The organism is Pseudoalteromonas phenolica (genome assembly GCF_001444405.1).
GTDB lineage: Bacteria > Pseudomonadota > Gammaproteobacteria > Enterobacterales > Alteromonadaceae > Pseudoalteromonas > Pseudoalteromonas phenolica.
In genome coordinates this window covers 2,728,395-2,741,556 of sequence record NZ_CP013187.1, presented here as the reverse complement: position 1 = coordinate 2,741,556, position 13,162 = coordinate 2,728,395, and the positions used below count along the sequence as shown (strand labels likewise).

General features: G+C 43.7%; 12 protein-coding genes. 6 read left to right on the top strand and 6 right to left on the bottom strand.

What is annotated here, in order from left to right:
• Positions 1-2: 2 nt before the first annotated feature.
• From PP2015_RS12125 to PP2015_RS12110, 4 genes are read right to left on the bottom strand one after another with little or no spacing between them, the layout of a single operon-like run.
• Complete coding sequence (locus PP2015_RS12125) at positions 3-1,001, bottom strand: vWA domain-containing protein (protein ID WP_058030587.1); 999 nt, start codon at positions 999-1,001, stop codon at positions 3-5.
• Positions 994-1,428, bottom strand: a complete 435-nt coding sequence (locus PP2015_RS12120; RefSeq protein WP_058030586.1) for a DUF4381 domain-containing protein — start codon at positions 1,426-1,428, stop codon at positions 994-996. The genes PP2015_RS12125 and PP2015_RS12120 overlap by 8 nt, the downstream gene beginning before the upstream one ends.
• Before the next feature lie 3 nt (positions 1,429-1,431).
• Positions 1,432-2,379 carry a DUF58 domain-containing protein gene (locus PP2015_RS12115; protein ID WP_128724793.1) on the bottom strand — a complete coding sequence of 316 codons (948 nt, stop codon included), beginning with the start codon at positions 2,377-2,379 and terminating at the stop codon, positions 1,432-1,434.
• A 2-nt stretch (positions 2,380-2,381) separates the two neighbouring features.
• The gene (locus tag PP2015_RS12110; RefSeq protein WP_058030584.1) at positions 2,382-3,338 is read right to left on the bottom strand and encodes an AAA family ATPase; all 957 of its coding nucleotides are present in this window, start codon (positions 3,336-3,338) and stop codon (positions 2,382-2,384) included.
• 304 nt (positions 3,339-3,642) lie between these two features.
• On the opposite strand from PP2015_RS12110, the gene fadI reads away from it, so the two are divergent.
• From fadI to PP2015_RS12080, 6 genes are all read left to right on the top strand, one after another.
• Positions 3,643-4,953: an acetyl-CoA C-acyltransferase FadI gene (gene fadI, locus PP2015_RS12105; protein WP_058030583.1), complete on the top strand. Its 1,311-nt coding sequence runs from the start codon at positions 3,643-3,645 to the stop codon at positions 4,951-4,953.
• Positions 4,953-7,175: a fatty acid oxidation complex subunit alpha FadJ gene (gene fadJ / locus PP2015_RS12100; RefSeq protein WP_058030582.1), complete on the top strand. Its 2,223-nt coding sequence runs from the start codon at positions 4,953-4,955 to the stop codon at positions 7,173-7,175. Before fadI ends, fadJ begins: the two co-directional genes overlap by 1 nt.
• 192 nt (positions 7,176-7,367) lie before the next feature.
• Complete coding sequence (locus tag PP2015_RS12095) at positions 7,368-7,937, top strand: elongation factor P hydroxylase (protein WP_058030581.1); 570 nt, start codon at positions 7,368-7,370, stop codon at positions 7,935-7,937.
• The gene (locus tag PP2015_RS12090; RefSeq protein ID WP_058030580.1) at positions 7,927-9,054 is read left to right on the top strand and encodes an ATP-NAD kinase family protein; all 1,128 of its coding nucleotides are present in this window, start codon (positions 7,927-7,929) and stop codon (positions 9,052-9,054) included. Before PP2015_RS12095 ends, PP2015_RS12090 begins: the two co-directional genes overlap by 11 nt.
• Positions 9,055-9,062: 8 nt before the next feature.
• Entirely contained in the window at positions 9,063-9,338 is a 276-nt protein-coding gene (locus PP2015_RS12085; protein WP_058030579.1) for a YfcL family protein, read from the top strand.
• A gap of 132 nt (positions 9,339-9,470) precedes the next feature.
• Positions 9,471-9,920 carry an MBOAT family O-acyltransferase gene (locus tag PP2015_RS12080; protein ID WP_058030578.1) on the top strand — a complete coding sequence of 150 codons (450 nt, stop codon included), beginning with the start codon at positions 9,471-9,473 and terminating at the stop codon, positions 9,918-9,920.
• A 78-nt stretch (positions 9,921-9,998) separates the two neighbouring features.
• On the opposite strand, the gene PP2015_RS12075 is transcribed toward PP2015_RS12080, so the two are convergent.
• The gene (locus tag PP2015_RS12075; RefSeq protein ID WP_058030577.1) at positions 9,999-11,972 is read right to left on the bottom strand and encodes a collagenase; all 1,974 of its coding nucleotides are present in this window, start codon (positions 11,970-11,972) and stop codon (positions 9,999-10,001) included.
• Positions 11,973-12,153: 181 nt separating this feature from the next.
• A complete protein-coding gene (locus tag PP2015_RS12070; RefSeq protein WP_058030576.1) occupies positions 12,154-13,008 on the bottom strand; it encodes an HDOD domain-containing protein in 855 nt (284 codons plus the stop codon).
• Positions 13,009-13,162: the final 154 nt, after the last annotated feature.

Genomic DNA, 13,162 nt, shown 5'->3' with positions numbered 1-13,162 from the left:
CATTAAGCCTCCTTACCCGAACGTGAAAACAGTCGTATAATATTAACGTACAGTTGATTAAGCATCAGTAATGCCAGCGCCGCTGCTAGAGGCCAAAAGAACAAGGCGATTTGCGGTCTGAAGGTTTCATTTTCGTCACTGATTGGTTCTAGTTTATCTAGCTCTTGATAGATTTGCTGAAGCCCTGCGACATCTTTTGCTCTAAAATATAAGCCGCCAGTTTCGGTGGCAATTTTATTTAACGTGGTTTCGTCAATGCTGCTGCCGCCAATCCCGCCCATGCCAAATAGACTGAAGCCGCCTCGACCATCCGATCCAACGCCAACGGTGTAAACTTTAATGCCTTCTTCGCGAGCTAAAATAAGCGCTTCATCAGGCTCCAAGTTACCCGCGGTATTTTGACCATCGGTCAGCAATATGAGAATACGGTTACTGTCTTGCTTTTGGCTGAAGCGTTTTACGGCTAGGCCCAAAGCGTCACCGATTGCAGTGGCACGACCTACAAGGCCTATTTGTGATTCGCTGAGCATTTGACTCACCGTATCTAAGTCACGGGTAAGGGGAGTTTGTAAAAAAGCGGTATCGGCGAATAAAATCAGACCAAGGCGATCGCCCTGACGCTGCTCGATAAAATCACCTAAAACCGCTTTCACCACGGATAACCTATCTACATAACGGCCTTGATACTCCATATCTTGCTCAGTCATCGAACCCGATAAATCCACGGCCAGCATAATATCGCGACCTTCATTAGGTAAAGTAACAGGGTCGTCTAAGTATTGTGGGTTAGCCGCAGCAATGACCAAACATAACCAAACTAGGGCTTCGAACCAGTTGGTTTTTTGTTTTGACTCTTTGAGACTAGGCGCCAGTTTAGAAAATTGAGCAAACATAGGCATACGCAGCCTTTGTTTAGCTTGCTCAGTACTGGCGGTAAAACGCCTTAAAATCCAAGGCAGGGGTAACAGTAAAAACGCCCAAGGCCAGCTAAATTCAAACATTAATGGCCTCCTTGAGTTTTAGATTTTTGATGGCGTTAAAGAGTTGTTTGGCTAATTCAGGGTTGTTCTTTGGGCCATATAAGCTGTGTAACGCCTGCTCAGAAATATCTTCACCACTGAGTTTATTTAACATGCTTTGCCACTTTTTAGTAGGCAATGAAGTCAAAGGCGCACCGTAATAATGCTTTACGAGGCGTTTTAAGATTATATGCAGTTGCTGCGCATCATCACTTTGTTGCTTAGCCAGCTCGATGGCGGCTTTTTTGGCTTTTAAAAATTGTTGGCGCTTATAAAGCCACATGCCAAGCGTGATGAGCAAAATAAGTGAAGCGATTATCACTGCCCAAGTTGGCAGCGACAATGGCCACCAAGCCACTTGCTCTGGCGGTAAAACATCATGAAGTGCGTCTAGTGGTGAAGCTTGCATCGGTTAAAGTCTCACTACTTGCTGTTCAATAGGGTGGGCTGCTGAAAAGTTCAACATGCTCATGCCTGTGCGTTGTAATCGTTGAAAGCGTTGGTTAAACACTTGCGCGGTTTGCTCAGCAAACTTGTCTCTAAATTGTTTGTTCATCAGTGGCAATGTCCAAGATTGGCCTTCGGCATCGACCTTGATGGCATCTTGGTAGGCAGGCAACTGATGTTCGAACGGATCACTTATCTGACAACCAATCAGTTCACAGTGGCGCGCTAGACGTTCAAGCTGTTTGAAGTCGGCTTCTTGCAGGTGATTAAAGTCAGAGATGAGATAAATTAAGCTGCCCGGTTTGGCTAAGTGCGTTAAGCGTTTTAAGTTGTCGGAAAATCGATTTTCAGCGTTTTGTTCACGATTAGCAAAGGCGTGTTTGTGAATATCGACCAATTGATGGCTTAATGACAGCACGCCTTTGTCGCGCGCTGTGGGTTTTAATTCATGGTGGGCGTATTCACTAAAGACAATGCCACCTAAACGGTCGCCACGTTGACATGCTGACCAAGCCACAAGCGCACTTAAATGTGCGGCTTGCACAGACTTCAGTAAAAGCTGCGAGCCAAACAACATACTGTTTGATAAATCGGTAAACACAAACACGGGTCGCTCTTTTTCTTCTTGATAGAGCTTAGTGTGAGTGATGCCTGTACGGGCCGTGACTCGCCAGTCGATGGCACGAATGTCGTCACCATATTGATATTGGCGAACTTCAGCAAACTCCATCCCGCGGCCTTTGTGTGGCGCAAGGTATTGGCCTGCTTGGCTGCTTTGAATGCGCTTTTTAGGTTTTAACGACAAAAGATGTGCTTTTGATTTGTAGTAAAGCAATTCTTTTAAGTCGAGCTCGGCGCCATTACTGTGACACTGAGTTAACCATTGCGCGGTATCGAATACGGCTTGCTGCATCATTATGGTACTGGGACAAGTTCAAGAATACGGCTGATCACTTGGTCTTTACTGATACCATCAGCCTGCGCTTCGTAACTTAAAATAATGCGATGACGCAATACATTATACAGTACAGCTTGAATATCATCTGGCGTCACAAAATCACGTTCATGTAACCATGCGTGTGCGCGAGCACATTTATCAAGGGCGATAGTGGCACGCGGGCTGGCGCCAAACTCAATCCAACGACCCAGTTGCTCATCAAGTTTTGCAGCTTCACGAGTTGCTATGATCAGTTGAACAAGATACTGCTCTAGCGGCTCAGCAAGATGCATCGATAACACTTTCTTACGTGCTTCAAATAAGGTGTTTTGGCTAATGGCGGTGAAATCAGCTTGATGCTCTTCGAGCGCTTCGCCTCGGGTTAAACGAAGGATGGCCAGTTCGTTTTCAGCGCCCGGGTAGTCGATGTTTAAATGTAATAAGAAGCGGTCTAATTGTGCTTCCGGCAGCGGGTATGTGCCTTCTTGCTCCAGCGGGTTTTGCGTGGCCATCACCATGAACAGATCTGACAGCGGATAAGTGTTCTTACCAACCGTCACTTGACGCTCAGCCATTGCTTCTAACAGCGCTGATTGTACTTTGGCTGGTGCACGGTTAATTTCGTCGGCTAAGATAAGATTGTGAAATAGCGGGCCACTTTCGAAAACGAATTCATTGGTTTGCTGACGATAAATGTCAGTACCTGTGACATCGGCTGGTAATAAGTCTGGGGTAAATTGCACACGTTGGAAGGTGCCTTCTATGCCTTTAGCGAGGGCGTTAACAGCACGGGTTTTTGCAAGTCCCGGCGGGCCTTCAACCAATAGGTGGCCGTCTGCAAGCATCGCAATAAGTAGCGCTAGGGTCAGTTCTGGTTGACCAATAATCTGCGTATCTAAATATTTTTTCAGAGCTGAGAATTCATTTACTGCCATGGTTTGTCCTTTGCTGACAAAATTTTTTGCTTAATTTATAAGGATTCTATCGTTACTTCTCAAGTGTTTGTTATGAATAAACACAAAATTTGAAGGAAAGAGTTTCATATCGGTTAGACTGCGCTACATCAAATAGTTCCCTTGTTTTGTAAAGATATTTTGCGTCTGGTCAAAAAAACATCTAGGGTTGAGTTTGGTGCTCAATTTATAGCCGAATTAAAATTTTTATTGGCATATTTTTGTTGGTTGTTTAGAATCGATGTAAATTCAACAGGTCAGACCTGTCAGTGGGAGAGCAAATTCAATGTCTGAACAAAACATACTAAAAACAAGAAAAGGCGATAGAATCGCGATTGTCAGCGGTCTTCGTACCCCATTTGCCAAGCAGGCAACAGCATTCCATCATGTTCCAGCGCTAGACCTAGGCAAACTTGTCGTTAATGAGATGCTTGAGCGTCTTAACTTTGATAAAAATGAAATTGACCAATTGGTTTTTGGTCAAGTAGTACAAATGCCTGAAGCGCCAAACATCGCGCGTGAAATTGTATTAGGCACAGGTATGCCAGTATCGGTCGATGCCTACTCAGTATCTAGAGCGTGTGCTACTAGCTTCCAAGCCATTGCGAACGTCGCTGAGTCTATTGTGGCAGGTAACGCTCATGTTGGTATTGCTGGTGGTGCAGATTCATCTTCTGTATTACCAATTGGTGTAAGCAAAAAGCTAGCAGGCAGCTTAGTTGATTTAAACAAAGCGCGTACATTAGGCCAGCGCTTAAAAATCTTCAGCAAACTTCGTCTTAAAGATTTATTACCTGTACCGCCAGCTGTGGCTGAGTATTCTACTGGTTTATCTATGGGCCAAACGGCTGAACAGATGGCTAAAACGCATGGTATTAGCCGCGCGGATCAAGACGCATTGGCACACCGTTCACACTCATTAGCGAGTAAAGCTTGGAATGATGGCCTACTTGCAGATGAAGTGATGGCGGCACATGTACCACCTTATAAGTCTTTCATCGAACAAGATAACAACATTCGTCATAACTCAACCATTGAAGGTTATGCAAAGCCTCGCCCTGTGTTTGACAGACAACACGGCTCTGTAACTGCCGCAAACGCAACACCATTAACAGATGGTGCAGCAGCAGTATTGATGATGAGTGAAAGCAAAGCTAAGGCGCTCGGTTATGAGATCCTTGGTTATGTACGTAGTTTTGGTTTCTCAGCAATCGGCGTACACGAAGATATGCTAATGGGTCCTGCGCACTCAACGCCTATCGCGTTAGACAGAGCGGGGATCAGCTTACAAGATTTAGATTTAATTGAAATGCACGAAGCATTTGCTGCGCAAGCGCTTGCGAACATGAAGATGTTTGGCAGTGATAAGTTTGCGCAAGAAAAACTGGGTCGCTCGAAAGCGATCGGTGAAATTGATATGGATAAGTTTAACGTTAACGGTGGTTCACTGGCTTATGGTCACCCATTTGCAGCGACTGGCGCACGTCTTATCACACAGAGCTTAAATGAATTAAAACGCCGTGGTGGCGGGTTGGCACTGACAACTGCATGTGCTGCAGGTGGTCTTGGTGCGGCCTTCGTATTGGAGAGTGCATAATGTCAGTATTTAATTATGAGCTAACGGATAGCAAGGTTGCAGTTGTAACCATTGATGTTGCCGACGAAAAAATGAATACCTTGCGCGCAAGTTTTGCTGATGACCTATCGGCAATCTTAAAGCAAGGCCGTGATGATAACATTACAGGTATGGTGTTCATCAGTGGTAAAAAAGATAACTTTATCGCAGGTGCTGATATCAAGATGCTGGATAGTGCAAAAACGCGTAACGATGCGTTAGAACTATCAGAAATGTGTCAACAAGCTTTCTTCACTATGGCAAATCAAGCATACCCGACGGTTGCTGCAATCCATGGTGCAGCATTAGGCGGTGGTCTAGAGTTTGCTCTTGCCTGTGATTACCGTGTATGTACAGACAGCGACATCACAAAACTAGGTTTACCAGAAGTACAGCTAGGTTTATTACCAGGTGGTGGCGGCACACAACGTTTACCAAAACTAGTGGGTATTCAAAAGTCGCTAGAGTGGATGCTTACAGGTAAGCAAGTACGTGCTAAGCAAGCTAAAAAAGCAGGCCTTGTGAATGATTGTGTACCACAAAGTATTCTGCTTGATGTGGCAACCAAGTTTGCTACAAAAGGCAAAGCAAAACCATCTCAGCCTAAGTTAGATAAGTTAAGCTGGGCGCTTGAGTCAAACCCATTTGGTCGTAACATCATCTTCAAAAAAGCAGAAGAAGGTGTGCTAAAGAAAACCGGCGGCCATTATCCTGCACCAATTAACATCATTAAAGCTGTGCGTGCCTCTGTTGAGCTTGATCCAATGAAAGCTTACAAAACGGAAGCAGAAGGGTTTGCTGACTTAGTAATGACCGAGGTGTCAAAGTCACTTCGTGGTATTTTCTTCGCGACCACTGAAATGAAAAAAGACTACCAAGACGATGTTGCAAAAGTGAAGCGTACAGCGGTACTTGGTGGTGGTTTAATGGGCGCAGGTATTGCCCATGTAAGTGCGGTTAAAGCGAAAGCCTTAGTGCGCGTAAAAGACGTGGCGCAGCAAGGTGTGAGCAATGCACTTAACTACAGCTACAAGATTTTATCTAAGCGTCAGAAGCGTCGCATCATGTCTCATGCCGATGTGCAGCAAACTATGAACCGCATTACGGGCACAACCGATTATTCGGGCTTTAAGCACGTTGATATGGTGATTGAAGCGGTGTTTGAAGACTTAAACCTTAAGCAAAGCATGGTGGCAGAAATTGAACAAAACTGTTCACCTGAGACTATTTTTGCTAGTAACACGTCGTCACTGCCGATTGCACAAATTGCTGAAAAAGCAGAACGCCCAGAGAACATCATTGGCTTACATTACTTCTCACCAGTAGAAAAAATGCCATTGGTTGAGATCATTCCTCATGACGGCACTTCTGAGCAAACTATTGCGCGTACGGTTCAATTTGCCCGTAAGCAAGGCAAAACACCTATCGTGGTAAAAGACAAAGCGGGCTTCTACGTAAACCGTATTTTAGCGCCTTACGTGAATGAAGCGGCAAATCTATTGCTAGCAGGTGAGCCAATCGAGAAGATTGATGCCGCACTGGTTGAATTTGGTTTCCCAGTTGGTCCACTGGCATTACTTGATGAAGTAGGTATCGACATTGGCTCTAAGATTGCACCAATCCTTGAAAAAGAGCTGGGCGATCGCTTCAAAGCACCCGATGCGTTTAATCGTTTAATCGACAGCAAACGTTTAGGTCGTAAGACAGGTCGTGGTTTCTACAAGTACGACAAAAAAGGTAAGAAAGTCGATGAGTCTGTATACGAGTTACTTGGTGTAACACCAAGCCCACGCTTGAATAAGAAAGAAATCGCAGATCGCTGTGTGTCTTTAATGCTAAATGAAGCAGCACGCTGTTTAGATGAAGGCATTATTGCTAACGAGCGCGATGGTGATATTGGCGCAATCTTTGGTATTGGTTTCCCACCATTCTTAGGCGGTCCTTTCACTTACATGAACAAGATGGGGATTGAAAACCTGTGTTCACAGTTAGCAACGTTTGCAAACGACAATCCGGTATTTACGCCTGCTGAGTGTTTAATGCCAGCAGAGGTTGCTAAGCCTGAACTTGAAGTGGTTGCTGAAGCAGAAGACGTTATCGAAACGCCAACTGAAGAAGAAAAAGTTAAAACGGAGTCAGAGGCTGTAAAAGCTGACGAGTCTAGCGCTGATGACAACTTAAAGGCGTCTGAAAAGCCAGCTTAATAACAAGATAACTAAGTTATACAAACAGTTATTTCCCTACATTGTTTTGAATATAAAGGCGTCATCAGACGCCTTTTTTCGTATCATCAGAAATGGATGAGGCTCATTTTTACTTTCACGGTAAAAAACCTTACAATGCGGCGCAATTATCGACATCAGCATTTTGGATCTCTAGCCCTTTTGATACACCCAATGACAAACCCAATATCACACCATATTTCAGATCTGACGCAAATCTTTGATGGCCTGTTTTGTGAGGCGTACAACACGCGCTTGATAAAAGGTGAGCATGAGCCGATTTATCTACCTGAAAATGCCGACACCCCATATAACCAAGTGGTTTTTGCACATGGTTTTTATGCCAGTGCGCTGCACGAAATTGCCCATTGGTTAGTGGCAGGAGAGCGTCGACGTGAGCTTGAAGATTATGGGTATTGGTATTGCCCAGATGGTCGAAGTGCAGAGCAACAGCATGAGTTTGAAAAAGTAGAAATCAAACCACAAGCTATTGAATGGGCGTTAAGCGCAGCTGCCGGGTTTGATTTTAATGTGTCGGTCGACAATTTAAATGGTGAGCAAACCTGTCGTTTTAGTTTTCAAAAGCGCGTACAGGCACAAGTGTTCGAGCTATTAGAAAAGGGCTTTAACATTCGCACCGAAGAGTTATTAAAAGCACTGAGTGACTTTTATAAAACCCCATGGCCGTTAACTGCAGCGCAGTTTGATTGGCAGTGCCCAGAGGAGTTTTTAGATGCAGTTTAAACTAGGATTGATCATTAACCCAGTTGCAGGGTTGGGTGGTAGTGTGGCGCTAAAAGGCAGTGATGGCAGTGATACCGCAGCCAAGGCAATGGCATTAGGTGCTGAGCCAAAAGCCAATGCTCGTACTGCATTAGCCCTTGAACAACTAAAAGAAAACCAAACAAACATCCATATTTATACCGTCAATGGTGAAATGGGCGAGCGACTGGCTAAAGAAATGGGCTTTGAGACGTATGTGGCTTATCAAAGTGCCACTCCTACAACCCCTGAAGACACCGAAGCCGCTGCAAAAGCACTGTTAGCCGAAGGTGTTGATATGATTTTATTCGCAGGGGGTGATGGCACTGCGCGTAATATTTGTGCTGCCGTTGATGACTCAATTCCTGTTTTAGGTGTACCTGCTGGCTGTAAAATTCACTCTGGGGTCTATGCAATTACACCAAAAGCTGCTGGCCGTGTCGTCGATATGCTTGTAAAAGGCGAGCTTGTCACTCTAGGTGAAGCCGACGTGATGGACATTGATGAAGAGGCATTCCGTCAAGGTACAGTAAAAGCGAAACGCTACGGCGAAATGCAAGTACCAAGTGAGTTGCGCTATGTGCAAAGCGTTAAAAATGGCGGCAAAGAAAGTGATGAATTGGTGCTTGCCGATATTGCTGCTTACGTGATTAGCGAGATGGAAGATGACGAGCAATATATCATGGGCTCAGGCTCGACGGTTGCAGCGGTTATGGAAGAGCTTGGCCTTGAGAATACCTTATTAGGGGTAGATCTAATCTGTGATCAAGAGTTGATTGGTCAAGACATGATCGCCGCAGATTTACTGGCTGCCGCAGAAAAAATGTCAACTAAGTTAGTAATAACTTTAATTGGTGGACAAGGCCACATCTTTGGCCGTGGTAACCAACAATTAAGCCCAGCGCTCATTCGCAAAATTGGCAAAGAGAATATTTTGGTCATTGCTACAAAGACCAAGCTGCAAGCGCTGAATGGCAGACCGCTCATCGCCGATACGGGTGATGAAGCATTAGATAAAGAATTAAGTGGTTACATTAAAGTGATCACAGGCTATAACGACCATGTGATGTATGCCGTTGGCCACGAAGAATTAAACTAGGAGATAAGATGTTATTTCAACAATACGTAGAGTCAGCGCAGCAGTTTTTTGATGATTTAGTAGATAGAGCCAGTGATGATGAACTATTTGCTGGTGGTTACCTACGTGGTCACTTTGATTTGGCTGTCGGTTACGCACAGGTTGAAGGTGAAGATTTAACACCTGAAGAGCTAAACGAGCAAATCGAAAAAAGCTTGGTCAAGGCGTATCGCAATGGCGAACTCACTGAAGATGACAAAACCCATGTGGTTAATATCTGGGAGCAAGTTAAAGCCTTAGCTTAACCAGCCTTTAATATATGATTACGCAAAACTATCTTGATTATTTCAGCCGAGATAGTTTCGACCGCGATTATTTCGCGGTTTTTTGTTTTTGCGATAGGGTAGAGTCGGAAATAGAGTTTAGCAGGGGACTAAATGGCAACTAAAATCACCTTGGCGCAGTTCGTAAAGCTACGTAATGGCGTGCCCTTAGGTCATACTGACTCTTTAAAAAGCATGCTATCTCGCTCTCTCGGTGCAAGCTCATTTGCTCAGTTCTGGCAATATTGGAATCCGGTGTGGGGTTACTACTTATCTCAATGTGTTTATCAGCCAATTAAACGTTTCTTTGGCAAGTCAATTGCGGTCGCTGCGACTTTCTTCGTCAGTGGCTTTTTGCACGATTTGGCTATAATGCTGATAAAACAGCAAAGCAGTATTTTGCTGACGGTGTGGTTTACTTTGATGGGGTTAGCCGTCGTGCTGAGTGAAGTCGTAAAACTGAGATATAGTGCATTACCTTGGTTTATCAGAGCACTAATAAATATCGGCTTTATAGTTGCTAGCTATTATATTGCTAAGCAATTATTGAGTTGGGTGCTTTAAAAAGTAAAAAAGCCATCTACTTGCGAAGATGGCCTTGAACACACTGTAATGAACAATGTTAACTCAAAGGGAAATTGCTTAATCTTGCTGTTCAGCTTTTAGCGCATTTTCATGCCAGTACTGCCAATGCATATGTGCTTTGTCTTCAGCTAAATGTTTAGGTTGTAGGTAGTCTTTGTATGTGTAGCGATAAAACTGACGCGGCTTTTTCGGATCTGTATTCGCTTCGTCTTTTGTTTGCTCGGCTTTGTGTGCTTGCAACCAAGTTTTGAATTCAGCGCCATATTTTTCACCAGACTCATCTAGCAGCTTTTTATAGCCATCGAAGAAGTCGGTGCGTAAGAAGTGCGCCAGCTTTAAATACTCTTCACGGTGCTTTTCAAACATAAAGCGCACGGCCAAATAACCCCATTTATACACGCGGTCTTGCCCATCTTTATATTCTGTGTCGAGCACCTCTTGTAGGCTCGGCCAATCTTTCTCATCAAGCTCAAACGCTTTTTTAAATGCACGTGGATTATTGTCGCCCTCAGCAATATATTCGGCCAAGCCTTCAGACCACCAAACCATATTGCTTGGGAAGTGGTTGAAGGTGTCGTATTTATTGAAACGGCCATCTAAATAATGCACAAATTCGTGATTTAGATTCCATACCGCAAACTTAGGGCGCACCCAGAAGTGCTCAAAAGTATAGAAGGTTGCAATGTTATCTGGGTCTTGGGTTGTGCCTTCGATATACATGCCGCCGTTGTCAGTGTGAATATCAAAGATAAGTTGACCCCAGCGGTTGTACTCGGCGTGATTATCAAAGATCACAATACGAAGCTGGTCGTTGAAATCATTCGCTACAGGTTGGCGTTGCGTTGCGAGTTTCTCATGAAAGGTATCCACTTGCTCGTTTAAGCGCTGACATGAATCATTCAGCTCTTTTTTGCTCATCGCTTGCGCTAAAATGTAAGCACTTTTTGAGCACTCATGCTTAATCGGCAATACATCGGCAATTTTAGGTTCAATACAACGACCTGCTAACGGTGCTTCACTGCACTCTGACTTACCTCTAAACGACGTTACCACATACGGAATGCTGTAAAGGGTCTGCTTTTCAAGCTCTGAAAGCGCGCTCTCTTTGCCAAGCGCTTGCCATACTTGGTTGTCGAGCTTTTCTAGTTCAGCTTCGACTGGCAAACTGGTTTTATCGTCGTTTAGGCTTTTTTGGGCCTCTTCGTCTAAGGTGTAGTACTCGTTCCAATATTGCGTGACATATAAGTTGTAATGCTGTGCCAATGCCCATAATGCATGTTGCTTTGGCCAGTCATCTCCCTCTCGCATTGCATTTTTGCTGCTAATAAAATTAACTAATGCGGTTTGTAAAAGACTTTGTTGTTGAACAGCATCCGAAAATGCTTCTTTGTTTTTACGTCTTGCTTCATAAGGGAGAACAGCACCGGCTCTAAGTACTTCCCACATCGCGTAATCGACAGCTTTGCCCTTAGATGTATTGCCTTGAGGCAACGCACTTTCACCATAAAGCGTAATTAATTGGCTAAGTGGTTGTATGTGCTCGGCAGTTTTACCTTGTAGCGCCTCATTAAAGTACAAGCGAAATAGTGCAGTGGCGTAGTTTTCATGAATGCGAGCAACCGTCTCGTTGATGGTGTAAAAATCATTATGCTCAGCAATGGCAAGTAAGGCTTGGTTTAAAGATTCAGCAGTGCCTGCTTGCCAGTCTTTAGCAGGGCCAAAGCTGCTAAAAATACGAAGATAATAGGTTAAGCGCTCTAATTTTTGGCTTGTTAAGCCATGTTGTTTTACTTCTTCATGAATGGCTTCTGAAACTGCGAGCAATAAACCGGCTTGGTGATGATCAAATTGAGTGCTCCACAAAGTATCAAGCTCGGCGTTAACAATGTTTTGCACCGCAACTTGGGCTTCATCACTTACGACGATAATAGGCGTTTTTGATTCATCTGATGTGTTTTTGGTATCAAGGGTATTACAGCCAACAAGGCCAAGTGCAACACTGGTAGCTAATGCAAGCGCTCTTATTTTCATTGTTATCTACTCAATAATAAATATTGAATACAATATACATATTTTTATGGTAGTAGGAAACCTTGTTGGGATAAAACGGCTAATGTTATGGTTAAATGAATTTAATAAATGGAAAAACGAAGAGTAGAGCCAACTTGATTGTCAGCTCTGATTTTACGAAATACTGAGTATAGTGCGGGTATTAACCAAACTTTTCTTGAAAATAATCTTCGACATCCTCTTTGATGTCTTGATAATCATCTTCCTCTAACTCAAGTGCTTTTAAAACCTTATCTTTAATGAATGGCCAATCTGGGTCGGCAATAAAGCGTTTTTGGGTGTGAACAAGGTTCTCTGCCATCTTGAGAGTGGCGAGGGTCATATGTTCTTCGTCAGTATGCTTTTCTGAGAAGTATTCAGCATCGTGATGGCGCAAAATAAGCTGACAAGTGCTCTTGGGCAGATGCCAACTGTTTGCTAAAAAATACCCAATCACTGCATGATTGGTTTTGTATGCTTCTTCTTCGTGTTGCACTAGGTTTTTATCATAATCTCGGTTGGCGGCGCCAAGTACTTTTACATAGTCGCTATATTTTACGGCAAGCGCAGGGATGCCCGCATCATGAAATAACCCCAGCATATGTAGGTTTTCGGTAGGCACCTTAGATTTTATCTTCTTGCCAATTAATGTTGCGACATCAGCAATTTCTGTCGCCGTATCCCAAAAGCGTTCTAGTTTAATACAACAGCTTTTTTGGTCGAACGCTTGTTTTAGTAAGAAACCGCTTACGAGCGTAGCAATGCTGTTTAAACCTAAGAACATGACAGCTTGACGAATATCAGTAATGGTTCTGGCCAGGCCATAGCTTGGTGAGTTAATAACTTTTAACACGGCTGCTGAAGTCGCAACGTCGGTTGAGATTAAATTTGCGATGTCATTCAAATCAGGCTCTGGATCTTTGAGCGTTTGCTGAAGCTGAGTCAGCAGTTCTGGTTTAGGTGGAAGATTAAAACCAGATTTAATGTCTTTAAGCACTGAATCATCAATATCTATCATGGTAAGTCGGATCCCTTTAATGATTTGTGCTAATTGTAGTGGAATTTTAATTCCTAATTATTGCGATAACGCAAAAAAATAATTTTATGGTTATTAACTAAGCGGATCGTATGGCCTTTGGGGACGTTATCTTGCTTGAGAGTAGCAATCTAAG

Coding starts and splice junctions, on each gene's coding strand:
- PP2015_RS12095 (WP_058030581.1), top strand. CDS start 7,368: ATGACAAACCCAATATCACACCATATTTCAGATCTGACGCAAATCTTT.
- PP2015_RS12110 (WP_058030584.1), bottom strand. CDS start 3,338: ATGGCAGTAAATGAATTCTCAGCTCTGAAAAAATATTTAGATACGCAG.
- PP2015_RS12120 (WP_058030586.1), bottom strand. CDS start 1,428: ATGCAAGCTTCACCACTAGACGCACTTCATGATGTTTTACCGCCAGAG.
- PP2015_RS12090 (WP_058030580.1), top strand. CDS start 7,927: ATGCAGTTTAAACTAGGATTGATCATTAACCCAGTTGCAGGGTTGGGT.
- PP2015_RS12080 (WP_058030578.1), top strand. CDS start 9,471: ATGGCAACTAAAATCACCTTGGCGCAGTTCGTAAAGCTACGTAATGGC.
- PP2015_RS12070 (WP_058030576.1), bottom strand. CDS start 13,008: ATGATAGATATTGATGATTCAGTGCTTAAAGACATTAAATCTGGTTTT.
- PP2015_RS12085 (WP_058030579.1), top strand. CDS start 9,063: ATGTTATTTCAACAATACGTAGAGTCAGCGCAGCAGTTTTTTGATGAT.
- PP2015_RS12125 (WP_058030587.1), bottom strand. CDS start 1,001: ATGTTTGAATTTAGCTGGCCTTGGGCGTTTTTACTGTTACCCCTGCCT.
- fadI (WP_058030583.1), top strand. CDS start 3,643: ATGTCTGAACAAAACATACTAAAAACAAGAAAAGGCGATAGAATCGCG.
- PP2015_RS12075 (WP_058030577.1), bottom strand. CDS start 11,972: ATGAAAATAAGAGCGCTTGCATTAGCTACCAGTGTTGCACTTGGCCTT.
- PP2015_RS12115 (WP_128724793.1), bottom strand. CDS start 2,379: ATGCAGCAAGCCGTATTCGATACCGCGCAATGGTTAACTCAGTGTCAC.
- fadJ (WP_058030582.1), top strand. CDS start 4,953: ATGTCAGTATTTAATTATGAGCTAACGGATAGCAAGGTTGCAGTTGTA.